The organism is Comamonas aquatica, from assembly GCF_018064205.1.
GTDB classification, from domain to species: Bacteria; Pseudomonadota; Gammaproteobacteria; order Burkholderiales; family Burkholderiaceae_C; genus Comamonas; species Comamonas aquatica.
This window is the reverse complement of record NZ_CP072916.1, coordinates 2,945,832-2,967,517: the sequence shown is the minus strand read 5'-3', so window position 1 is coordinate 2,967,517 and position 21,686 is coordinate 2,945,832. Positions and strand designations below refer to the sequence as shown.

Here is a 21,686-nt window from a genome sequence, read left to right as displayed (position 1 = left end):
TTTTCCTGCCTGCCGAGAAAGAAGCACCCATGACCCACCCCTCGCCCCTGCCCGCACTGCCCGTGGCCTGTTTTGCTAACCCCGGGGCCAACCGCATGACGCCCTACGGCGCACGCCGCAGCGACATCCTCGGGGCCGATGCCCTGGCCCAGGCGCAGCACGAACTGTCGCAGTGGCCGGGCTATGCCGCCACGCCGCTGCACAGCCTGCCCGCGCTGGCCCAGGCCCTGGGTGTGGGCGCCGTGCACTACAAGGACGAAGGCAGCCGCTTTGGCCTGGGCAGCTTCAAGGCCCTGGGCGGGGCCTATGCCGTGGCCCGCCTGCTGTGCCGCGAGCTGGGCGCCCGCCTGGGCCGCACGCTGTCCACCCAGGACCTGCGCACGCCCGAGCTGCGTGCCCTGTGCGCCGGCATCACCGTCACCTGCGCCACCGACGGCAACCACGGCCGCTCCGTGGCCTGGGGCGCGCAGCAGTTCGGCTGCGCCTGCGTGATCTACATCCACGCCACCGTCAGCGAAGGCCGCCGGCAGGCGATTGCCCAGTACGGCGCCGAGGTGGTGCGCACCGCCGGCAACTACGACGATGCCGTGCGCCAGGCCGACCACGATGCCCAGGCACACGGTCGCTTCGTGATCTCCGACACCTCCTACCCCGGCTACATGGATGTGCCGCGCGACGTGATGCAGGGCTACCAGCTGATGGTGGAAGAGGCCGTTCAGCAGCTGCCGCAGCGCCCCACGCACGTGTTCGTGCAGGCCGGCGTGGGCGGCCTGGCCGCCGCCGTGTGCGGCTACTTCTGGGAGCGGGACGCGGGCGACCGGCCCTGCTTCGTGGTGGTCGAGCCCGACAAGGCCGACTGCCTGGCGCAAAGCGCCCAGGCGCGCCAGCTCACGGCCGTGACCGGCGATATCGACACGCTGATGGCCGGACTTGCCTGTGGCGAGGTCTCACACCTGGCCTGGGAGATCCTGGACAAGGGCACGGACGCGTTCTGCGTCATCCCCGACGCCGCCGCCGTGGCCGCCATGCGCCTGCTGGCCCACCCCCTGGGGCAGGATCCCATCCTCGTGGCCGGTGAATCGGCCGTGGCCGGTGTGGCCGCGGCCATCGCCGCCAGCCAGGATGCGGCGGCGCGCACCACCCTGGGGCTGAACGCCGACAGCCGGATCCTGTTCTTCGGCTCCGAATCCGCCACCGACCCCGTGCTGTACGCGCAGCTGGTGGGCGAGAGCGCCGCCAGCGTGGCAGCCCGCGCCGCCGACCAGGCCACCACGGCCGCCACCCGGGGCGCGGCATGAATCCACAGTCCCTGAAGATCGATGGCGCGCGCCTGCTGCAACGCTTGCGCGATTTGGGCCGCTTTGGCGCACTGGAGGGCGGCGGCACCAACCGCCTGGCCCTGAGCGATGCCGACCGGGCAGCGCGCGACTGGACTGTGGCGCAGATGCAGGCCCTGGACATGGCGGTGTCGGTCGACGCGATCGGCAACGTGGTCGCCACCTATGCCGGGACCGAGGCGCTGCCGCCGGTGATGACCGGCAGCCACATCGACACCGTGCGCACCGGCGGCCTGTACGACGGCAACTACGGCGTGATGGCCGGCCTGGAGGTGGTGGCCACGCTGCGCGATGCTGGCCTGCGGCCGCGGCGGCCCATCCAGGTGGCCTTCTTCACCAACGAGGAAGGCGCCCGCTTCCAGCCCGACATGCTGGGCAGCTTGGTGCTGGTCGGCGGCATGCCGCTGCAGGAGGCCCTGGTCGTGCCCGCCGTGGACAACGGCGCCCGCCTGGGCGATGAGCTGCAGCGCATCGGCTATGCCGGCAGCGCCCCCGTGGGCCGGCCCGTGGTGGACAGCTTTGTGGAGCTGCACATCGAGCAGGGCCCGGTGCTGGAGCAGCAGGCCACCGCCATCGGGGTGGTCGAGGGCGTGCAGGGCATTTGCTGGATGGAGTTCACGTTTGACGGCACCAGCAACCATGCGGGCACCACGCCCATGGCGCTGCGCCACGACGCCGGCGAGTGCGCCATGCGCACGGCGGTGTTTGTGGCCGAGCTGGTGGCGCGCTACGGTGGCCGCCAGCTGGGCACGGTGGGGGCTTTGCAGATCAGGCCCAACCTGATCAACGTCATCCCCAACCAGGCGGTGATGACCGTGGACCTGCGCAACACCGACGGCCAGCGCCTGCGCAACGCCCAGGCCGAGGTGCTGGCCTTTGCCCGGGCCATGGCCCTGCGCAGCGGCGTGCAGTTCCAGCACCGCCAACTGGCCGACTTTGCCCCCGTGGCCTTCGATGCGGACCTGGTGGCCAGCGTGGAGCGGCATGCGCGGGCCCAGGGCCTGTCCACGTTGCGCATGCCCAGCGGCGCCGGCCACGATGCCCAGATGCTGGCCCGGGTCTGCCCCACGGCCATGGTGTTCGTGCCCTCGGCCGGCGGGCTGTCGCACAACGTGCGCGAGCACACCGCGCCCGAACAGCTGGAGCAGGGTGCGAATGTGCTGCTGCAGGTGCTGCTGGAGCGGGCGGGGCGGTGAGAGCCCCCCCCCTGCGGCGCTGCGCGCCTTGCCCCCGCTCTCGCGCCGCAGCGCGTTGCGGGCAGGGGGACGCTGCCCTCGCTGCGGGGCAGCCCTGGCTCGGCGGCCCTGGTGTGGGCTGCGCCAAGCGCACAGGGTGGCGGTGGCGCCAGATCGAATTGCAATATGAATGAAATTGGCCGCCAGCCCTTGTTCTAAGAGCGCTGGCAGCTATGGTTTTGAAAGAGAGAATGCTATGACCCGTATCGTCAATGTCGCCCTGGGCCAGTTGGGCCCGGTGCAGAAGGCCGACTCCCGCGCCAGCGTGGTGCGCCGCCTGTGCGCCATGATGCGCGAGGCCCACAGCCTGGGGGCGGATGTCATCGTCTACCCCGAGCTGGCGCTGACCACCTTCTTTCCGCGCTGGTACATCGAGGATGTGGCCGAGCTGCACCGCTACTACGAGCGCAGCATGCCGAATGCCGACACGCAGCCGCTGTTCGACCTGGCGCGCACCCTGGGCATCGGCTTTTACCTGGGCTACGCCGAGCTGGCCGAAGAGGGTGCGGCCCTGGTGCAGTACAACACCGCCATCCTGGTGGACCGCACGGGTTCAATAGTGGGCAAGTACCGCAAGATCCATGTGCCCGGCCATTTCGAGCACGAGCCCTGGCGCCAGTTTCAGCATCTGGAAAAGCGCTATTTCACACCTGGCAAGTCCTTCGATGTGTACCAGGCCTTTGGCGGCACCGTGGGCATGGCGCTGTGCAACGACCGCCGCTGGGCCGAGAGCTACCGCGTGATGGCGCTGCAGGGGGCGGAGATGATCTTCATCGGCTACAACACGCCGGTGCACAACGCCCCCGCGCCGCAGCACGACGACCTGTCGCTGTTCCACAACCAGCTGTCCGTGCAGGCCGGGGCCTACCAGAACGGCTGCTGGGTGGCCAGTGTGGCCAAGGGCGGGGTGGAAGAGGGCGTGGACAGCATTGCCGGCAGCCTGCTGGTGGCGCCCAGCGGCGAGGTGGTGGCACGCTGCGTGTCCAAGGGCGACGAGGTGGTGCTGGGCCGGGCCGACCTGGATTTCTGCGCCGTCTACAAGCGCACCACCTTCAACTTCGACCTGCACCGCCACCCCGAGTGCTATGGCCTGATCACGCAGAAGAAGGGGGAAACCCTGGCGGCCGACGGCACGCCGTGGTCGGCCAGCCACTAAAAGCAGAGCGCTTGGCGCCCGTCCTGCGGTCGTTTCTGGCCCCAAAGGCCTGAAACATCGGCGCGGGGTGGGCGCGCTTGGTTTCTTTTTTGTTGTTTTTAGCTCACAAATTCATCGCGGCTGGTGTGCTGCAGGTGGCTGACATCGCCCCAGCCGACCAGGGTCAGGCCCTCGGGCGTCCACAGCAGGCGGTTGATGGCGGCATTGCCCAGCTCCCAGGCGCGCGGGGCCTGCAGGTCCTGGCGCGTGGCCAGGCGGTAGAGGATGTCCATCACGCCGCCGTGTGCCACCAGTGCGATCTGCCCGCCCAGATGCTGGGCCGCCAGGCGGTCCACGGTGTGCTGGATGCGCCCACGCAGCATGTGCAGCGACTCGCCCCCGCCATCGGGCACGAATTCGGGGTCGCGCTTGCGCCAGCGCCGCGCGTGCTCGGGCGCGCTGGCCTCGATGTCGTGGAAGGTGCGGCCCTCGAAGCTGCCAAAGCAGCGCTCGCGCAGCCCGGTGTCGGGCTGCACCGGGCAGCCCGTGGCCTGGCCCAGCGCCTGGGCGGTCACCAGGGCGCGCTGCAGGTCGCTGCTGTAGATGGCGTCAAAGTGCTCGTCGGCCAGCGCAGCACCGGCACGCTGGGCCTGCCACAGGCCCATGTCGTTCAGGGGAATGTCCAGATGCCCCTGGATACGGGCATCGACATTCCAGGAAGTTTCGCCATGGCGGATGGCAACGATACGGGTAGCGTGCATGCGGCAAACGGGCGGGTTGGCGCCCAGAGTCAAAACAGAGCGTGCGACCACCGCGGAAGTGGTCACCCCCCATTGTCCGGCATTCGCGCATACCTTGCCTGGGGCTGACACACAAGGATTTTTGCGTGAAGGCACAGAAATGCATGAGCTTATTGCGTGGCGTTGGGTGTGCTTCGATATAAAGATGAGCGCATAACAACACAAGCGACAGACGGTATGCACCGCAACAGGAGCATTTCTTGCTTGCTAGGCCTAACCCTAGCGCCGCTCCCGGGCGGCCCGTGGCATACCGTCAACCTTTCACCTTCTTATGGAGACGAAGATGATTTTGAAGACTCTGGGCACCGCCATGCTGGCCGCCGGCCTGCTGACCTCCGCCGCACTGGCACAGGCCGAGACCGTGCGCTGGGCCCGATCGGCCGACGTGACCACCCTGGACCCCCATGTGTTCAACACGGGCACCAACTTCGTGTTGATGCACCAGATGTATGAAACCCTGCTGAACCGCACCAAGGACGGCAAGCTGCAGCCGCTGCTGGCCACCGAGTGGAAGATGCTGGCGAACGACCCCACGGTCTGGGAATTCAAGATCCGTCCCAATGTGAAGTTCCACGACGGCAAGCCGCTGGCGGCCAAGGACGTGGTGTTCTCGCTGAACCGTGCCAAGGGGCCCAACGCCCAGGTCAAGTCGCTGCTGGCCTCGGTGGACAGCATCACCGCTGTGGACAACCTGACGGTGCATGTCAAGACCAAGGGCCCGAACCTGATTTTCCCGAACAACCTGACCAACATCTTCATCATGAATGAGGAGTGGGCCAAGGCCAACGGCGCGCTGGAAACCCAGGACGCCACCAGCAAGACCGAAAACGGCGCCACGCGCGCCGTCAACGGCACGGGCGCCTTCGTGCTGACCACGCGCGAAGTGGACAGCCGCACGGTGATGAAGCAAAACCCCAACTACTGGGGCAAGGGCCAGTTCCCGTTGCAGGTGACCGAGCTGGTGTACCTGCCCATCAAGTCGCCCGCCACCCGCGTGGCTGCGCTGCTGTCGGGTGAGGTGGACTTCGCCCAGGACATCCCTGCGCAAGACGTGGCCCGTCTGAAGCAAGATGCCAAGCTGCGCATCAATGAAGGCCCTGAAAACCGCTCCATCTTCCTGGGCCTGAATGTGGGCTCGCCCGAGCTGAAGTCCAGCAATGTCAAGGGCAAGAACCCCCTGGCTGACCCCAAGGTGCGCCAGGCGATGGAGCTGGCGATTGACCGCGACGCCATCAAGCGCTCAGTCATGCGCGGCCTGTCCAACCCCTCGGGCGTGATGGCGCCTCCGTTCGTTAACGGCTACGACAAGGCCATGGCGGCCTACCCCAAGGCCGACGTGAACAAGGCCAAGGCGCTGCTGAAGGAAGCGGGCTACCCCGAAGGCTTCACCATCACCCTGCACACCCCCAACGACCGCTACGTGAACGACGAAGCCATCAGCACCGCGATTGCCGGCTTCCTGGGTCGCGTGGGCATCAAGACCGAAGTGTCCTCGCGCCCTATCGCGCAGCACAGCGTGTCCATCGTCAATGCCGACAGCGACTTCTACCTGTACGGCTGGGGCGTGCCGACCTATGACTCGGCCTACATCTTCGACTTCCTGGTCGCCACGCGCGGCAAGGAAGGCCGCGGCGCGCAGAACGCCACGCACTACAGCAATCCTGATCTGGACGCCAAGATCATCTCGCTGTCCTCGGAAAGCGATGTAGCCAAGCGCAACGCCACGATCAAGGACATCTGGAAGGTGGTGCAGAAGGACCGCTTCTACATCCCGCTGCATGACCAGGTCATCCACTTCGCCTCGGTCAAGTCCATCGACGTTCCTGTGCACCCCGACAACGTGCTGCACTTCAAGGACGTGAAGATCAACAAGAACGCGAAGTAAAACCATGCTGGTCCATCTGCTGCGCAGACTGGGCCAGTCAGTTTTGGTACTGCTGGCCGTCTCGCTTATTTCCTTCATGGTGTTCCGCCACATCGGCGACCCCACCATCAGCTTGTTGGGCGAAGACGCCACGCTGGAAGAACGCACAGCCCTGGTCGAAGAGCTGGGCTTCAACAAATCCGTCCCCATGCAATACCTGTCCTATGTGGGCAAGGTGGTGCAGGGGGATCTGGGGATCTCGTACCGCTTGAAGCGCCCCGTGGCCGACGTGATTGCCGAACGTCTGCCCGCCACGCTGGAGCTGGCCATGACCGCCGCCGTGCTGGCGCTGGTGATTGGCGTGGTGCTGGGTGTCTATACCGCGATCCGCAAGGATGGGTGGCTCAGCCGCTCCATCATGACGGTGTCGCTGGTAGGTGTGTCGCTTCCGACCTTTTTGATTGGTATTGGTCTGATTTATCTGTTCGCCGTCGAATTGCGCTGGCTGCCGTCCTTCGGGCGGGGCGAGACCGTCAAGATCGGCGGTTGGGAAACCGGTTTCCTCACGGCCTCGGGCTGGGCGGCGCTCATCATGCCGGCCATCACGCTGGGCTTCTACAACATGACGCTGATCATGCGGCTGGTGCGTGCCGAGATGCTGGAGGTGCTGCGCTCCGACTACATCCGCTTCGGCCGTGCGCGCGGCCTGCATGAGAAAAGCCTGTACTTCGGCCATGCGCTGCGCAACACGCTGATCCCTGTGATCACGATTGCCGGCCTGCAGATCGGCTCGCTGATCGCCTTTGCCATCGTCACGGAAACCGTGTTCCAGTGGCCGGGCGTGGGCCTGTTGTTCATCTCCTCGGTGCAGGGTGTGGACGTGCCGCTGATTGCCGCCTATCTGATGTTCATCGCGCTGCTGTACGTGGTGATCAACCTGTTCGTGGACTTTTTGTATGTGCTGGTGGACCCCCGCCTGCGAAAGAAATAAGGGGGCTGCAATGACCGAATCTCTCAAACCCGTGCCGGCCCCGACCGGCTGGAAGGCCAGCGACTCGCCCGTCAAGCGCGCCTTTGCCCGCTCGCGCCTGGTGCAAGTGGCCACCGGCGTGCTGGCCCTGCTGGTGCTGGCCACTATCTGTGCGCCGCTGCTGGCGTTGCACAACCCCTTCGATCCGGGCAGCCTGGACCTGATGGACGCCTTCACCCCGCCCTGGAGCCAGGGCATGGGCGAGATGTTCTATCCCCTGGGGGCGGACGACCAGGGCCGTGACGTGTACTCGGCCATCCTGTATGGCCTGCGCATGTCCGTGTTCGTGGGCGTGTCGGCCGTGGCGCTGTCGCTGATCATCGGTGTGCCGCTGGGCCTGATCGCCGGCTATGCCGGTGGCTGGTTCGACACCCTGCTGATGCGCATCGCCGATGTGCAGCTGACCTTCCCGGTCATCCTGGTAGCGCTGCTGATCTTCGGCATCGCGCGCGGCCTGCTGCCCGAGGGCTACCGCGACGACATGGCCGTGTTCGTGATCATCATCGCCATCGGCCTGTCCGACTGGGTGCAGTACGCGCGCACCGTGCGCGGCGCCGTGATGGTGGAAAAGCAGAAGGACTATGTGCTGGCCGCCCAGCTCATCGGCCGCAGCAAGACCGCCATCCTCACCAAGCACATCCTGCCCAACATGCTGGCGCCCATCCTGGTGATTGCCACCATCAGCTTTGCGCACGCCATCGTGGCCGAGTCCACGCTGTCCTACCTCGGTGTCGGCCTGCCGCCCACCGCGCCCTCGCTGGGCACGCTGATCCGCATCGGCCAGAGCTTTTTGTTCTCCGGTGAATGGTGGATCCTGCTGTTCCCCTCGCTGGTGCTGCTGGCCCTGGCCCTGTCCGTGAACCTGGTCGGCGACTGGCTGCGCGACGCCCTGAACCCCAAGCTGCAATGAACATGACCCCAGACACACACCAACCCGTGCCTGCCGGTGATGTCACCGGCACCCCCGTGCTGCGCGTGCGCAACCTCAGCGTCACCTTCGACACCTACAAGGGCCCCGTGCACGTGTTGCACGACGTCTCCTTCGACATCTTCCCCGGCGAAATCCTGGGCGTGGTCGGTGAATCCGGCGCCGGCAAGTCCATGACCGGCTCGGCCGTCACCGGCCTGATCGAGGCCCCGGGCCGCATCTCCGGTGGCACGGTGGAGCTGCAGGGCCTGCGCATCGACCACCTGCAGGGCGAAGACCTGCGCCGCATCCGCGGCAAGCGCATCGGCACCATCTTCCAGGACCCGCTGACCAGCCTGAACCCGGTCTACACCGTGGGCGACCACCTGGTCGAAACCATCCGCACCCACCTGCCGGTGACTGAGAAGGAAGCCGAAGCCCGCGCCCTGGCGCTGCTGGAAGAGGTGGAAATCCCGCATGCCAAGGAGCGCATGGCGCAGTACCCGCACCAGTTCTCGGGCGGCATGCGCCAGCGCGTGGCCATCGCCCTGGCGCTGTGCGCCGAGCCCGAGCTGATCATTGCCGACGAGCCCACCACGGCGCTCGACGTGTCGGTGCAGGCACAGATCATTGCCCTGCTGCGCCGCGTGTGCAAGGAGCGCGGCGCCGCCGCCATGCTGATCACGCACGACATGGGCGTGATCGCCGAGACGGCCGACCGCGTCATGGTCATGTACCACGGCCGGGTGCTGGAAACCGGGCCCGTGCGCCAGGTGCTGGACGCCCCGCGCGACCCCTACACCCAGGTGCTGATGGCCGCCATCCCCAGCGTGCACCAGCGCGTGGAACGCCTGCCCGTGCCCGAAGTGGGCGGTGGCCCGGTCGCCAAGGCCGTGCCCTGGGTGCCAAAAACCATAGCTGCTGACGCAGATGGGGCGAGCGAAAAGCCGCTGTTGGAGGTCAAAGACCTGTGCAAGGACTATGACCTGTCAGCCGGCTGGCTGGCCCGCCTGCTGGCGCGCGAGGAGAAGAAAATCCTCAAGGCGGCCGACCACGTCAGCTTCCACATCCGCAAAGGCACGACCTTCGGTCTGGTGGGCGAATCCGGCTCCGGCAAATCCACGGTGGCACGCATGGTGGCCGGGCTGACCCCGCCCACCAGTGGCCAGATCCTGTTCGACGGCGTGGACAAATGGAGCCCCGCGGCCAACACCGTGGCCATGCGCCGGCGCTTCCAGATGATCTTCCAGGACCCGTACGCCAGCCTGAACCCGCGCTGGACGGTGGAGCAGCTGATTGCCGAGCCGCTGGTGGTGCTGGGCCTGACCTCGGGCCCAGCCGAGACGGCCGAGCGCGTGCAGGAAGCCCTGCGCCGCGTGCGCATGAAGCCCGACGACGCCAAGAAGTACCCGCACCAGTTCTCGGGCGGCCAACGCCAGCGCATCGCCGTGGCGCGCGCCCTGGCCAGCAAGCCGGAGTTCATCATCTGTGACGAACCCACCTCGGCCCTGGACGTGTCCGTGCAGGCCCAGGTGCTGAACCTGATGCGCGACCTGCAGGACGAATTCGGCCTGACCTATCTGCTGATCAGCCACAACCTGGCCGTGATCCGCCACATGTGCGACGACATCGGTGTCATGCAGCGCGGCAAGCTGGTGGAAGTGGGCGATGCGCAGGTGGTGCTGGACGATCCGCAGCATGCCTATACCAAGGACTTGATGGCGGCGATTCCGGATATCGCGCACGTGCACTGAACGTGGGGCGGCTTTTAGAAAGCTGCTTTCACAACTTGATTTGGATGAGAAGGCTCACGGCTTCGGCTGTGGGCCTTTCTTGTTTTGTAGATGTTTTTGGGCTCTAGCGCTTATCTGGTAAGCGCTGGTAGCTATGTTTTTTGTTGTGCTTCTTGGTTTGGCGTTTGTGGCGTGTTTGTTTGCAGAGGCCGCTTATCGCGCGGCGGCGACCGGCCTCGAAAAGCAATCCAAAAGCAGAAGTCAAAAAAAGCACACCCACAAAAAAGGCTTGAAACCATGTCCAACGGTTTCAAGCCTTTAAAGCCTCTAGCGCTAATGCAGAAAGCGCTACCAGCTATGCTTTTAGATCAAGCAGCCTCCGCCACCGCGGGCACCGGCTTGGCCCGCCGCGCCTGGGCCGTCAAGGCGCAGCCCATGGAGGCGGTCATGATCAGTGCAATCGCCACGCACTGCGTGAAGCTCAGCACCTCGCCCAACAACACCAGGGCCAGGAGCGCGGCCACGGCGGGCTCCATGCTGGTCATGGTGCCGAAGACGTGTTTGGGCAGGTGCTTGAGGGCGAACAACTCCAGCGAGATCGGGATGGCGCAGGAGATCAGGGCCACGCCCAGGCCGGTCAGCAGCACGCTGGGCGACAGCAGGGCCGCACCGGCATGGGCCACGCCGACGGGCACCACCACCAGGGCGGCCACCGCCGCACCGAGGGGGGCGGTGATGCTGATGGGCAGGTGACCCACGCGCTTACCAAAGACGATGTAGGAGGCCCAGCAAATCGCGCCGAACGCGGCGTAGGCGATGCCGGCGGGGTCGAGCGTGTTCACGTCGTGGCCCAGGGGCAGCAGCAGGCCCAGGCCCAGCACGGCCAGGGCGATCCACCCATAGTCCAGCGGCCGGCGCGATGACCAGACGGCGACGGACAGGGGGCCGGCAAATTGGATCGCCACGGCAACGCCGAACGGCAGGGTGCGCAGCGACAGGTAGAACGACAGGCACATGACGCCCAGCGTGGCGCCGTACAGCGCGATGGAGCGCAGATCGTGGCGTGCGATGGGGGCCCGCCAGGGGCGCCAGAACAGCAGCATCAGCGCGGCGGCAAAGCCGAGTCGCAGCGCCGTCGTGCCCTGCGCATCGATCTCTGGGAACAGGCTGTGCTTGGCCCAGGAGGTGCCGGTGCACAAAAAGGCGATGGAGCCCAGGATGGCCAGGATGGGAAGCAAAAAGGTGGGGCGCTGCGCAGACATAGGGCGTGAATGTAGCGCTTGGCGGGATACCGTGGTGCGCGTGCGGCGGCAGGCGCAGGGCGGGCCGTGGTGCAGACGATCTACGGGACCGTCAAAGGCGTGTGGGTGGTACCCGGGCTTGCCGCTGGTGGGCATGGCCGCCCGGTCTCTATGGCCTGCAGTGGAGCCGGCATGTGGGCCTGGGCGCACGTGCGGCGGGTGGGCTGCCGGTCAACAGGGTCACCCCAAGAGCTGGGGTGCGTGCTGTATCAGGTGTTTTGGCTGTCTAGCTCTTATAGGTTCAGCGCGAACTGCTCTAATTTTTGAAGGTTGCACGTAGGCCAACCCCGTGTGGTGCAAGGGCTTGACCTTCCCATCATGGCAAGCCTTAGTCTGGCGCCATTGCATTTTGACCAGGAGTTTTTGCCATGCAATTTCACATCGACAGCATGACCTGCGGCGGCTGCGCCCGCAGCGTGACCAAGGCGATCCAATCCGTGGATGCGGCCGCGCAGGTGACAGTGGACATCCCCACCCACATGGTGCAGGTGCAGACCACGGCCCCGCAGGCCGCGGTGGTGGCGGCGCTGGAAGAGGCGGGCTACCCCGCGCAGGTGCAGTAAGCGCGCTGCGCCACCCCGTGGGGGTTGGCGGCAGCGCCTGACCCACGCCACGCGCGTCCCAAAGGCCATGGCACATGCCATGGCCTTTTTTGTGGGGCGTTGCGGTGATGGGCGGTGGTTAGCGGGCGGGCGGGCAGCAGGTGGCTGGGGCCGGGGCCGTACCATCGTCCGCGCCGGGGGCGGAGAGGTCGGCCGTTTCCAGCCCTTGCAGGATGGGGCAGTCGGGCCGTTCATCGCCCGCGCAGCAGGCGGTCAGCGCCTGCAGGGTGTCGGACATCTGCTGCAGCTCCTGGATGCGCCGCTGCAGGTCCTGGATGTGCTGCAGCGCCACGCGCTTCACGTCCGCGCTTTTGCGGCTGCGGTCCCGCCACAGGTCCAGCAGGTCGTGAATCTCCGCCACCGCAAACCCCAGATCGCGTGCGCGGCGGATGAACCGCAGCATGTGCACATCCGACCCGCTGTACGCGCGGTAGCCGGACTCGGTGCGGTGGATGGGCGGAATCAGCCCCACCGATTCGTAATAGCGAATCATCTTGGCCGACACGCCCGAGGCCTTGGCCGCTTCTCCGATGTTCATGGGCTCTCTCCGAAAATTTTCACAGTGCACCGATGGTTGGGAACATGTGGCGCAGCGCTGGCACTACGGCAGACCTGCCGCAGCGCTGCTGCGCGACAGGTCTGCATCCATCCCCTGACGCGCCGTGGATGTTTGAGCGGCGCGCTGGTACAGCGCACAGCGAGTTTCGCGGCGGGTAGGCCCAAGCGCATCTTTGGTGACCTTCTGGGCGCACCCAGAAAATCACTCGGCCGCCGGGACGAACTCCCGGCCTCTGCCGTCAAAGACGGGATGGTCGCCATCGATCAGGCCGCAGCTTCTGCCATCGGCGCCTTAAAGCTGCGCAAGCGCAAGGCATTGCCCAGCACAAACACACTCGACAGCGCCATGGCTCCGGCCGCAAAAATCGGTGACAGCAGGACACCATACGCGGGATAGAGCGCGCCGGCGGCCACGGGGATCAGCGCCGTGTTGTAGGCAAAGGCCCAGAACAGGTTCTGCCGGATGTTGCCCATGGTGGCCTTGGACAGCGCAATCGCATTCGGCACGCCCTGCAGGCTGCCGGACATCAGCACCACGTCGGCGGCTTCCACGGCCACGTCGGTGCCGGTGCCAATCGCGATGCCGACATCGGCGGCGGCCAGTGCGGGGGCGTCGTTGATGCCATCGCCGACAAAGGCGACATGGCCGTGCGTGGCCTGCAGCTGCTGCAGCGTGGTGACCTTGCCTTCGGGCAGCACCTCGGCCACCACTTCGTCAATGCCCAGGCGCGCGGCAATCGCCTGCGCGGTGCGGGCGTTGTCGCCGGTGATCATGATGACCTTCAGCCCCAGGGCATGCAGGGCGGCAATGGCGCCGGGCGTGCTGGGCTTGATGGGGTCGGCCACGGCGATGATGGCGGCCAGTTGCCCGTCGACCGCCACGTACAGCGGCGACTTGCCTTCGCTGCCCAGGCGCGCCGCCGTGGGGGCGAAGCGCGCCACGTCCAGCCCCAGGGCGTGCATGAAGCGGTCGGCACCGACCTCCACGCGCTGGCCCAGGGCCGTGGCGCGCACGCCCATGCCGGTGATGGAGGCAAAGTCGCTGAGGGCGGGCACGGTCAGTTGCTCGTGCTCGGCGGCTTGCACGATGGCGCGGGCAATCGGGTGCTCGGAGCGCGATTCGGCGGCTGCGGTCAGCGCCAGCACCTGGGCGCGGTCAAAGCCCTCGGCCACTTCCAGGTCGGTCAGTGCGGGGTGGCCTTCGGTCAGGGTGCCGGTCTTGTCCACGGCCACGGCCTGGGTGTGCTTCAGCAGCTGCAGCGCCTCGCCCTGGCGGAACAGCACGCCCAGCTCGGCGCCCCGCCCGGTGCCCACCATGATGGAGGTGGGGGTGGCCAGGCCCATGGCGCAGGGGCAGGCGATGATGAGCACGGCCACGGCATTGACCAGCGCAAAGCTCAGCGCCGGCGTGGGGCCGAACACCAGCCACACCAGGAAGGTGAGCACGGCGGCGGCCATCACGGCGGGCACGAACCACAGCGTGACCTTGTCCACCACGGCCTGGATGGGCAGCTTGCCGCTCTGGGCCTGCTCCACCAGCCGGATGATCTGGGCCAGCACGCTGGCACTGCCCACGGCCGTGGCGCGCAGGGTGAAGGCCCCGGTCTGGTTGACGGTGCCGCCCACCACGCGGTCATCGATGGTCTTTGCCACGGGCACGGGCTCGCCGGTGATCATGGATTCGTCCACATAGCTCTGGCCGTCCAGCACCGTGCCGTCCACGGGCACGCGCTCGCCGGGGCGCACCTGGATGAGGTCGCCGGTCTGCACGTCGGCCGCCAGCAGCTCCACCCACTGCCCGTCGCGTTGCACGCGTGCCGTCTGCGGCTGCAGGCCGATGAGCCGCTGGATGGCCTGCGAGGTGCGGCCCTTGGCGCGGGCCTCCAGCATGCGGCCCAGCAGGATCAGCGCGACGATGACGGCGGCGGCTTCGAAGTACACATTCACCGTTCCGGCCGGCAGCAGGCTGGGCAGGAAGGTGGCGACCACGGAATAGCTGAATGCCGCCAGCGTACCCACGGCGACCAGGGAATTCATGTCCGGCCCGCCGCGCAGCAGGGCGGGCAGGCCCTTGGTGTAAAAGCGCCGCCCGGGAATCAAAAGCACCAGCGCGGTCAGCACACACTGCAGGTACCAGCTGTTTTGCAGACCGATGGTGCCCGCCACCCAGTGGTGCATGCCGGGGATCAGGTGCGAGCCCATCTCCAGCACAAACACCGGCAGTGCCAGCACCGTGGCCAGGGTGAAGTCGCGCTGCAGCGCGGCGTATTCTGCTTCCTTGTGTGCAGCCTGGGCCTCGGCTTGCGCCCGCGCGGCCTGGGTGTCGATGGGTTGGCCGGGGTAGCCGGCCTTGTCCAGCGCGGCCAGCAGGGCCTCCAGCGTGGCGCTGCCTTGGACCGTGGCGCGCTCGGTGGCCAGGTTCACCTGGGCCGCGGTCACGCCGGGCACTTTTTGCAGGGCCCGCTCCACCCGGCCGACGCAGCTGGCACAGGTCATGCCTTCCACGGCCAGCTCGACGGTCTGGCTGGGCACCTCGTAGCCGGCTTTTTCAATTGCTTGCACCACGGCGGCCGTGTCCAGCGGACCGGCAGGCTGGATGTGGATGCGCTCGGTGGCCAGGTTGACACTGACCTCGGCCACGCCGGGCACCTGGCGCACGGCCTTTTCGACCCGGCCCACGCAGCTGGCACAGCTCATGCCATGCACGGGCAGGCTGAGGGCCGCCGCCGCGGCGGCGGGGTGGGCGTGGGGCGTGGATGGTAGGGTGGACATACGCAGAACCTGTGGTGCTAGAAGGAATAGGGTGCAGCGTAATCCTTGACATCATGGGAAGGTCAAGCGCAGGGGCATGGTGTCGTCGCCGGACAGCAAAAAGGCTTGCACACTGTGCAAGCCTTTTGACCTTCCAGCGCTTGTAGCGTAAGCGCGGGCAGCTATGGTTTTGGTGGCTAAAGCAAGGATTTGGCGTTGTCCAGCACCAGGTCGCAGGCCTTTTCCTTGAGGTCGCCCTGGAGCTTGTCCATGCTGAAACTCTGGCCGTTGCTGCCGGTGATCATGCCGCCCAGCCCCTGGAGGTAGCCTGGGTCCTTGGGTGCCGGCTGCTGGGGTGTCACGCCCAGCTTGCCCAGCAGCTGGGTTTTGACCTGCTCTGCCTTGTTGGGGTTCAGGTAGTTGTTCTTCATGCAGTAGGTGATGACACCCGCCGCGTTGCCGGCCGTGCCGGAGGCCGGGACGCCCAGCGAAGACAGCATGCCGCTGGAAGCGGCGCCACTGTGGCCCAGCAGGCCACCCAGGGCCGAGGTGTTGCTGTTGTCGCTGGCCGCGGTGCTGCCACCGCCCAGCGAGGACGCCTGCTGGCGCAGCGTGTCGCCCCAGTTGGCGGCGTGGGCGCCCAGGGAGAGGCCGCTGGCAGCGGCACAGAGCAGGGTGGAAGCGATCCAGCGTGTCATGGCAGATTCCTCAATCGGGTGAAAGGGCCGCACCCAGGCGAGCGCGGTCCGGGATGGTGTCAGCGGGTGGCGCCTGCCGCGGCGGGGGCGGCTGCTGGCGTGGTCGTGGTGGCGGATGGGGCGGGCTTGGCCTGTAGCGTGGTGCGGACCTGGCGCGTGCCGGCAGGAGGATTCGGGAAATCGGTCAGCGCAGCATCGAACAGCACGTTCCAGATCACCTGGTCGTCCATGCGCACCTCGTCGTATTCGGCCGAGGTTTCGTAGACGATCTGCTGGGTCTGCTGATCGCGCAGCACCAGCTTGACGGCGCGGTAGTAGACCATGGGGGGCGTGTCCATCATCCAGTTCATGCCCAGGCCGCCGCCCCAGCGGCCACCGTAGGCCATGCCCCAGCCAAAGCGTGGGCCGTAGAACCAGTCGTCATACGCCGGGTGGTAGGCCCGGCCCTGCGATGCCGTGGCTCCGACCTGGACCACCAGGCGTGCCAGCTCGGGGCGCGGGTCGCGCGTCAGGCCCACGCGGCGCAGGGCCTGCTCGGCCGCGGCCTCGACCCGGGCAAAGCTCTGCTGCTGGGTCTGAGAGGGCAGCAGCTCCAGCCGGTAGGTGGCGGGCAGTTGCACGCCACCCATGCTGGCATAGGTCTGCACGCTGCTAGTGATCTGGCGCGGGCCGCTGGCGCAGCCAGCCAGCACAGCGGCGCTGGCCAGCACGGCAACCAGGGCCCAGCGGCGGGAAGTGGAGGGAAGGCGGTGTGGCTGCATGGACGCTCCTTGGTCGGTAGCTGGGACAACGTTCCTGCCCACCATTGTGCTGACAAGCACGGGCCGGGGGAACCAGGGGTCTGAAGATGGCCGTTGGAACTGCCTTGACCGCCACAAGTTCCTGCGGCTGCAACCGGGGCGGGGCCCGGCGCCCACAAAAAAGCCCCGCACAGGGCGGGGCGGCATGCCGGCGCAGGCGTGGCTTAGCCGATCTGCACCACCTGCACGCCACCGGGCAGTGTGGGGGTGGTGGGCAGCTCTTCGTGGTCGAAGGCCATGTCGCCATTCGGGTCGGCCACGCCGGTGGCCTGAGCGTCCTTGAAGTTGTGCAGCGCGGGATCCATCATGTGCGTGGTCACGATGTTGCCCATGGCGCGGAACATGCTCTCGATGCGGCCGGGGAACTTCTTGTCCCACTCGCGCAGCATGTCGCCCACGGCCACGCGCTGCAGGCCGTCCTGGCTGCCGCAGAGGTTGCAGGGAATGATGGGGAAGTTCTGGTACTGGGCCCAGCGCGTGGTGTCCTTTTCGGGCACGTAGCACAGCGGGCGGATGACCACGTGCTTGCCGTCGTCGCTGACCAGCTTGGGCGGCATGCCCTTCATGCGGCCACCGTAGAACATGTTCAGCATCAGCGTCTGCACGATGTCGTCGCGGTGGTGGCCCAGGGCCACCTTGGTGCAGCCCAGGCGGTCGGCCACCGAGTACAGAATGGCCCGGCGCAGGCGCGAGCACAGGCCGCAGGTGGTCTTGCCCTCGGGGATCACGCGCTTGACGACGCTGTAGGTGTCCTGGGTTTCGATGTGGTAGTCCACGCCGATCGACTGGAAGTACTCGGGCAGGATGTGGTCGGGGAAGCCGGGCTGCTTCTGGTCCAGGTTCACGGCCACGATCTCGAACTTCACGGGCGCACGCTTTTGCAGCTTGCGCAGGATGTCCAGCAGGGTGTAGCTGTCCTTGCCGCCGGACATGCAGACCATGATCTTGTCGCCGTCCTCGATCATGTTGAAGTCCATGATCGCGCGGCCCACTTCACGGCACAGGCGCTTTTCCAGCTTGATCTGCTCGCGTTCGATCTTGATCTTGCCGGGCTTGGTTTCGGCGGCGGTCTCGCCTTGCGCAGCTGCCTCGGCGGCTTCGTCGGCGATCCAGGGGTTTTCAGTCACAGCATTCATGTGCGGCACGTGGATGGAGGGTGTTGTCAGCGTAGGTGGGCGCCGCAGATGGGTGTGCAGCTTGTTCCCAAAGCGTGCATTGTCGGGCCAACCGAATGGTCATGTCCGGGCTTGGAAAATTTTTGCCCCCCGTCCCTGGCCGGGCGAAGACCTGTGCAGCCGGAGCCGAATATTTTTCTTTTTTGATGATTCGTGATTTTTTTATTTTCTTTTGATGGTGGTTTTGAATAAATGCATCAAAAAGTAAGAATAAATGCACAAGCCCATCGGAATAATCACTACATATTTCAAATAATCCTGAAACAGATAAATATCTGTAATGCGATTGATTTTGATTTGCCTGTTATTTATTGAATGACTGGGTTTCTTTCTATGTATTTGTGCTGACGCAAAAAAATGTTTTTTTGCGAGACAATTGACAACAGTGATAGGGCTGATTGCTCAATATTTTTCGAGTGAATGGATTTGCTTGATTAATTTTTTGGCAATCCATCGAGAAATAAGGGGTTGGTTTTTCAACGGGTCTTGAGAAGACAAATTACATGCACAAGTCAAATGGTTTTACGTTGATCGAGTTGATGATTACGGTGGCTGTCGTTGGGATCTTGGCTGCAGTTGCTTACCCTTCCTATGCGGACTACATCCGCAAAGGCAAGCGCGCCACCGCACAGGCTGCACTCATGGAGTTGGCATCGAAGCAGCAAACCTATTTGCTTGAGCGTAGGGTGTACTCCAACGACTTGACAGATCAAGGGCTGAGATTCAATGTGCCCAAGGAGATAAAGAACGACTACACCTTCAGTGCTACCAAGGCTGATGGCTCGCCGCCCACATTTACGGTCACGGCCACACCATCCGCCGCGCTGCAGGCCAAGGGCGAGCAAGTTCTAACGATTGATCAGATTGGCACAAAAAGCCCTGCCAATACCGCCGGCTACTGGGGCAACTGATGCGCCGAACCGCAGTGCTTTGTCACTTACGCACAAATGTGCAGCAACTGAATCAGCGTGGTTTCACCGTGATTGAGTTGATGACGGTTGTCGTCATTGTGACCGTGCTGGTGACCATAGCTGCCCCGTCCTTCACGAAAATGATCGCCCAACAGCGCTTGCGTGATGCCACATCGGCGCTGACCGAATCTTTGTGGCTGGCTCGCAGTGAAGCCGTCAAGCGCGACACACCCGTTGGGTTCGCGTTCACCAGCGTTGGAGCGGGTTGGCAGGTCACTATCTCCGCAGCCAATACGATGATCCAGGCGCAGGATCCCATTCCCTCCATCAGCTCTGCAAAAGGCGCTTATACCTTCAACTCCTTCGGTCGCCTGACTAGCGGTGTGGGCAAACTGGAGATAACACATGCCGGCACCGGCCTCAAACGCTGTTTGTCGGTCACGACGGCTGGAAGAGTGAACACCAAGGACGGCGCATGCTGACCATTTCAATCGTTCGTCGCACACCTGCAGACTGCACAGGTGCCCGTGAGTACGGCTTCATCATGATTGAGGTTTTGGTCACCCTCGTCATCCTGTTGATTGGGCTGCTGGGGGTGTTTGGCATGCAGATCAAAGCCTCCAAGGTCGAGCTGGAGTCGTACCAGCGTGCCCAGGCCATTTCCCTGGTACGAGACATGGCCAACAAGCTGGCCCAATCCAGAGAGCAGATTGCAGACTATCTGACTGATGACGCGAGCTCCACGGATGGCAAGCTGTATGTTGGTGTCATGGCTTCAGGAGTCACCGATCCGTGCCTTGTGACGGCGACCGCTGCCAAGACCGAGCTGTGCAAGTGGGGCCAGCTGCTCAAGGGCTCTGCAGCTCAGGAAGGAACTAATGCGGTTGGTGCAATGATCGGTGCCCGCGGCTGCCTCATTCGGGTGGAACCAGCGCAATTGGGCGCAGTGGCGGACATCTTTGTTGTCGTGGTTTGGCAAGGTCTGGTCCCCAGCAACGATCCGTTGCCAGATGCCTTGACCGGTCAGAAAAATTGCGCCAGTGGCATTGACTTCGGTTCCGGGTTACGTCGTGGTATTTCCCTGCGCGTCATGATTCCCGACCTCAAGAAAGACACCTGAAATGCATTCACGCACACCTACCGGCGCTGCACTGCAACAAGGTCTGACCTTGATTGAGTTGATGATAGGCATGGTGCTTGGCCTGTTGCTGGTCATTGTCATGAGTGCGCTATTTGTCAGCAGCAGCACTTCCCGTAGAGAAGTCCAGCTCAGTGCCGACGTCATTGAAAACGGGCGTTATAGCGTTGACGTTTTGAGCCAGGAACTGGCACAGGCAGGATTTTATGGGACCTTGGCCACGACCAGTGGCTCAGGCTCATTCAATGACATGTGCTCCACCGCCGTGCTGGATGTTTCGGAAAATGACTGGCGCCATAGCTTGGAGATCCATGCGATGGGGCTCAACAACGACGACACCAATCCAGACTGTCTGAAAACTCGTAAGGTGGGCACCGATGCCATCTTTATTCAACGCGCTAGCACATGTCGACTAGGCGAAACAGGTTGTGCGGCCGAGGCCGCGGATCAAGCTTATCTTCAAGTGTCTTCCTGTGGCACAGAATACGCTAACAATTCGTTTGTGGTGGACGTCGGGTTGGCCGGGACATTCATACTCAAGGACAAAGATTGCTCTGCTGTTTCCACCGAGCGGCGGCGACTGATTCGGCGAATTTACTTCATCAATACCAGCGACGAGCTGCAGTCCATGGACATTACGCCTGCTGGCGCACAGACGCCTGTTACCTTGGTGGAGGGCATCGAGCAAATGCAGATCGCATACGCTATCGACGACGACCTCGATGGGTCGGTGGACAGCTATCGTTACGATACTCCTGCCAGTCCTCCCCCCTCCGCCACTGACTGGCCTAATGTCGTGGGTATCAAGTTGTGGTTGTTGGCGAAATCTACGGACACCAGTCGAAACGCGGCAGCAGCGATGACATTCATCATGGGCGATTGCACATTCACTACCGCCAATGGTCAGTGCAACGCCTCGCCCGGCACAAGCCCCACCACGCCGCAGTTCAAGCGCAGCGTCTATCAAACCTCTATTACCTTTACCTCGCCCAAAATGCGGAGGGAGTAAAAGTCATGAAGCTGCTTCACTCTCCTTGTTCTGCCTTCAATCCCGCCAGTCAGCGTGGTGCTACGCTGATAGTTGGAATGATCATGCTGCTCATGATGACCTTGATAGCGGCGGGCATCATTCGCCTAACCACCCGCCACACACAGGTGGTCAACAACGAACAATTTCAGACAGAAGCGGCTTCTGCTGCCAACTATGCGTTGGACATGGTGCTGACCACGCCTGCCAGCACCTGGGACGCCAATTACACCGGTGGCACTGGCAAGATCATGTATGTGAATCTGGGCACCACGAATTCTGTCGATGCACAAGACAGCTCGGCGGTGGCTGTCACGGTGAAAAACATGACCTGCAAGCGTCGGCGCGTGATTAAGAACGGTGAGCTCATCAAAACAAAAACTGAAACTGAAACTGATGCTGACGGCAACACAATAGAAAGAAAAATGAAATACATTGCCGCGGCAGATGCATCTTGTTTTGGCGGCGGCGGCTCACCGATGACTATCGTTGACACGTCTACTGTGTCACCAAGTGACGATTCGTTTTGCACCAATGTGCTCTACGAGATGGAAGCCTCGGTTCCAAGCGCTTCTGTGGTCACTGCCTCGACTACGGTACTCCAAGGTGTGGAAGTGCAGCGCGGTATTGATGAGATGGTGAATTGCAACTAAGCATCACGCAGGGCCATTGAATTTTTGGAGA

Annotated in this window: 21 protein-coding genes; 14 read left to right on the top strand and 7 right to left on the bottom strand. The window is 64.4% G+C overall.

The genetic code is table 11. The features are described 5' to 3' along the window. Positions 1–29 precede the first annotated feature (29 nt). The 3 genes from KAQ61_RS13985 to KAQ61_RS13975 all read left to right on the top strand — a co-directional run bounded on the left by KAQ61_RS13985 (position 30) and on the right by KAQ61_RS13975 (position 3,728). The gene (locus KAQ61_RS13985) at positions 30–1,298 is read left to right on the top strand and encodes a diaminopropionate ammonia-lyase (protein WP_210929571.1); all 1,269 of its coding nucleotides are present in this window, start codon (positions 30–32) and stop codon (positions 1,296–1,298) included. Then, positions 1,295–2,533: a Zn-dependent hydrolase gene (locus tag KAQ61_RS13980; RefSeq protein WP_210929570.1), complete on the top strand. Its 1,239-nt coding sequence runs from the start codon at positions 1,295–1,297 to the stop codon at positions 2,531–2,533. The genes KAQ61_RS13985 and KAQ61_RS13980 overlap by 4 nt, the downstream gene beginning before the upstream one ends. Before the next feature lie 235 nt (positions 2,534–2,768). Further along, positions 2,769–3,728: an N-carbamoyl-D-amino-acid hydrolase gene (locus KAQ61_RS13975; RefSeq protein WP_210929569.1), complete on the top strand. Its 960-nt coding sequence runs from the start codon at positions 2,769–2,771 to the stop codon at positions 3,726–3,728. A gap of 98 nt (positions 3,729–3,826) precedes the next feature. On the opposite strand, the gene KAQ61_RS13970 is transcribed toward KAQ61_RS13975, so the two are convergent. Beyond that, positions 3,827–4,468 (bottom strand): histidine phosphatase family protein, encoded by a 642-nt coding sequence (locus KAQ61_RS13970; RefSeq protein WP_043383178.1) that lies wholly within the window; start codon positions 4,466–4,468, stop codon positions 3,827–3,829. A gap of 322 nt (positions 4,469–4,790) precedes the next feature. Here KAQ61_RS13970 and KAQ61_RS13965 point away from each other — a divergent pair, with 322 nt between their 5' ends. The 5 genes from KAQ61_RS13965 (at position 4,791) to KAQ61_RS13945 (ending at position 10,363) form a co-directional block, all read left to right on the top strand. Beyond that, entirely contained in the window at positions 4,791–6,392 is a 1,602-nt protein-coding gene (locus tag KAQ61_RS13965; protein WP_210929568.1) for an ABC transporter substrate-binding protein, read from the top strand. A gap of 4 nt (positions 6,393–6,396) precedes the next feature. Next, a complete protein-coding gene (locus KAQ61_RS13960; protein WP_042414653.1) occupies positions 6,397–7,362 on the top strand; it encodes an ABC transporter permease in 966 nt (321 codons plus the stop codon). 10 nt (positions 7,363–7,372) lie between these two features. Next, a complete protein-coding gene (locus KAQ61_RS13955) occupies positions 7,373–8,311 on the top strand; it encodes an ABC transporter permease (RefSeq protein WP_043383174.1) in 939 nt (312 codons plus the stop codon). Positions 8,312–8,313: 2 nt separating this feature from the next. Beyond that, positions 8,314–10,062 carry an ABC transporter ATP-binding protein gene (locus KAQ61_RS13950; protein WP_420839330.1) on the top strand — a complete coding sequence of 583 codons (1,749 nt, stop codon included), beginning with the start codon at positions 8,314–8,316 and terminating at the stop codon, positions 10,060–10,062. A gap of 133 nt (positions 10,063–10,195) precedes the next feature. Beyond that, entirely contained in the window at positions 10,196–10,363 is a 168-nt protein-coding gene (locus KAQ61_RS13945; protein ID WP_210929566.1) for a hypothetical protein, read from the top strand. Between the two features lie 46 nt (positions 10,364–10,409). On the opposite strand, the gene KAQ61_RS13940 is transcribed toward KAQ61_RS13945, so the two are convergent. Then, the gene (locus KAQ61_RS13940; RefSeq protein WP_210929565.1) at positions 10,410–11,303 is read right to left on the bottom strand and encodes an EamA family transporter; all 894 of its coding nucleotides are present in this window, start codon (positions 11,301–11,303) and stop codon (positions 10,410–10,412) included. 407 nt (positions 11,304–11,710) lie between these two features. On the opposite strand from KAQ61_RS13940, the gene KAQ61_RS13935 reads away from it, so the two are divergent. Beyond that, positions 11,711–11,905, top strand: a complete 195-nt coding sequence (locus tag KAQ61_RS13935; RefSeq protein ID WP_210929564.1) for a heavy-metal-associated domain-containing protein — start codon at positions 11,711–11,713, stop codon at positions 11,903–11,905. A gap of 118 nt (positions 11,906–12,023) precedes the next feature. Here KAQ61_RS13935 and cueR read toward each other — a convergent pair whose 3' ends face one another. From cueR to ttcA, 5 genes are all read right to left on the bottom strand, one after another. Next, the gene (cueR, locus tag KAQ61_RS13930) at positions 12,024–12,482 is read right to left on the bottom strand and encodes a Cu(I)-responsive transcriptional regulator (RefSeq protein WP_210929563.1); all 459 of its coding nucleotides are present in this window, start codon (positions 12,480–12,482) and stop codon (positions 12,024–12,026) included. 284 nt (positions 12,483–12,766) lie between these two features. After that, complete coding sequence (locus KAQ61_RS13925; RefSeq protein ID WP_210929562.1) at positions 12,767–15,274, bottom strand: heavy metal translocating P-type ATPase; 2,508 nt, start codon at positions 15,272–15,274, stop codon at positions 12,767–12,769. A 176-nt stretch (positions 15,275–15,450) separates the two neighbouring features. Next, positions 15,451–15,951 carry a YjjA family protein gene (locus KAQ61_RS13920; protein WP_210929561.1) on the bottom strand — a complete coding sequence of 167 codons (501 nt, stop codon included), beginning with the start codon at positions 15,949–15,951 and terminating at the stop codon, positions 15,451–15,453. Positions 15,952–16,010: 59 nt separating this feature from the next. Next, a complete protein-coding gene (locus KAQ61_RS13915; RefSeq protein WP_210929560.1) occupies positions 16,011–16,712 on the bottom strand; it encodes a DUF4136 domain-containing protein in 702 nt (233 codons plus the stop codon). A gap of 203 nt (positions 16,713–16,915) precedes the next feature. After that, entirely contained in the window at positions 16,916–17,887 is a 972-nt protein-coding gene (gene ttcA / locus KAQ61_RS13910) for a tRNA 2-thiocytidine(32) synthetase TtcA (RefSeq protein WP_042420284.1), read from the bottom strand. Positions 17,888–18,429: 542 nt separating this feature from the next. Here ttcA and KAQ61_RS13905 point away from each other — a divergent pair. The 5 genes from KAQ61_RS13905 to KAQ61_RS13885 are packed head-to-tail and all read left to right on the top strand — an operon-like array spanning position 18,430 to position 21,655. Continuing rightward, positions 18,430–18,837: a type IV pilin protein gene (locus KAQ61_RS13905; protein ID WP_210929559.1), complete on the top strand. Its 408-nt coding sequence runs from the start codon at positions 18,430–18,432 to the stop codon at positions 18,835–18,837. Positions 18,838–18,875: 38 nt separating this feature from the next. After that, entirely contained in the window at positions 18,876–19,319 is a 444-nt protein-coding gene (locus KAQ61_RS13900; protein ID WP_210929558.1) for a GspH/FimT family pseudopilin, read from the top strand. Further along, complete coding sequence (pilV, locus tag KAQ61_RS13895; RefSeq protein ID WP_210929557.1) at positions 19,313–19,957, top strand: type IV pilus modification protein PilV; 645 nt, start codon at positions 19,313–19,315, stop codon at positions 19,955–19,957. Before KAQ61_RS13900 ends, pilV begins: the two co-directional genes overlap by 7 nt. A 1-nt stretch (position 19,958) precedes the next feature. After that, positions 19,959–20,984, top strand: coding sequence for a PilW family protein (locus tag KAQ61_RS13890; RefSeq protein ID WP_210929556.1), 1,026 nt, complete (start codon positions 19,959–19,961; stop codon positions 20,982–20,984). A gap of 5 nt (positions 20,985–20,989) precedes the next feature. Next, a complete protein-coding gene (locus KAQ61_RS13885) occupies positions 20,990–21,655 on the top strand; it encodes a pilus assembly PilX family protein (RefSeq protein ID WP_210929555.1) in 666 nt (221 codons plus the stop codon). Positions 21,656–21,686 lie beyond the last annotated feature (31 nt).

Coding starts and splice junctions, on each gene's coding strand:
- KAQ61_RS13960 (WP_042414653.1), top strand. CDS start 6,397: ATGCTGGTCCATCTGCTGCGCAGACTGGGCCAGTCAGTTTTGGTACTG.
- KAQ61_RS13885 (WP_210929555.1), top strand. CDS start 20,990: ATGAAGCTGCTTCACTCTCCTTGTTCTGCCTTCAATCCCGCCAGTCAG.
- KAQ61_RS13980 (WP_210929570.1), top strand. CDS start 1,295: ATGAATCCACAGTCCCTGAAGATCGATGGCGCGCGCCTGCTGCAACGC.
- KAQ61_RS13935 (WP_210929564.1), top strand. CDS start 11,711: ATGCAATTTCACATCGACAGCATGACCTGCGGCGGCTGCGCCCGCAGC.
- KAQ61_RS13970 (WP_043383178.1), bottom strand. CDS start 4,468: ATGCACGCTACCCGTATCGTTGCCATCCGCCATGGCGAAACTTCCTGG.
- KAQ61_RS13955 (WP_043383174.1), top strand. CDS start 7,373: ATGACCGAATCTCTCAAACCCGTGCCGGCCCCGACCGGCTGGAAGGCC.
- ttcA (WP_042420284.1), bottom strand. CDS start 17,887: ATGAATGCTGTGACTGAAAACCCCTGGATCGCCGACGAAGCCGCCGAG.
- KAQ61_RS13950 (WP_420839330.1), top strand. CDS start 8,314: ATGACCCCAGACACACACCAACCCGTGCCTGCCGGTGATGTCACCGGC.
- pilV (WP_210929557.1), top strand. CDS start 19,313: ATGCTGACCATTTCAATCGTTCGTCGCACACCTGCAGACTGCACAGGT.
- KAQ61_RS13965 (WP_210929568.1), top strand. CDS start 4,791: ATGATTTTGAAGACTCTGGGCACCGCCATGCTGGCCGCCGGCCTGCTG.
- KAQ61_RS13920 (WP_210929561.1), bottom strand. CDS start 15,951: ATGACACGCTGGATCGCTTCCACCCTGCTCTGTGCCGCTGCCAGCGGC.
- KAQ61_RS13915 (WP_210929560.1), bottom strand. CDS start 16,712: ATGCAGCCACACCGCCTTCCCTCCACTTCCCGCCGCTGGGCCCTGGTT.
- KAQ61_RS13985 (WP_210929571.1), top strand. CDS start 30: ATGACCCACCCCTCGCCCCTGCCCGCACTGCCCGTGGCCTGTTTTGCT.
- KAQ61_RS13890 (WP_210929556.1), top strand. CDS start 19,959: ATGCATTCACGCACACCTACCGGCGCTGCACTGCAACAAGGTCTGACC.
- KAQ61_RS13975 (WP_210929569.1), top strand. CDS start 2,769: ATGACCCGTATCGTCAATGTCGCCCTGGGCCAGTTGGGCCCGGTGCAG.
- KAQ61_RS13925 (WP_210929562.1), bottom strand. CDS start 15,274: ATGTCCACCCTACCATCCACGCCCCACGCCCACCCCGCCGCCGCGGCG.
- KAQ61_RS13945 (WP_210929566.1), top strand. CDS start 10,196: ATGTTTTTTGTTGTGCTTCTTGGTTTGGCGTTTGTGGCGTGTTTGTTT.
- KAQ61_RS13905 (WP_210929559.1), top strand. CDS start 18,430: ATGCACAAGTCAAATGGTTTTACGTTGATCGAGTTGATGATTACGGTG.
- cueR (WP_210929563.1), bottom strand. CDS start 12,482: ATGAACATCGGAGAAGCGGCCAAGGCCTCGGGCGTGTCGGCCAAGATG.
- KAQ61_RS13940 (WP_210929565.1), bottom strand. CDS start 11,303: ATGTCTGCGCAGCGCCCCACCTTTTTGCTTCCCATCCTGGCCATCCTG.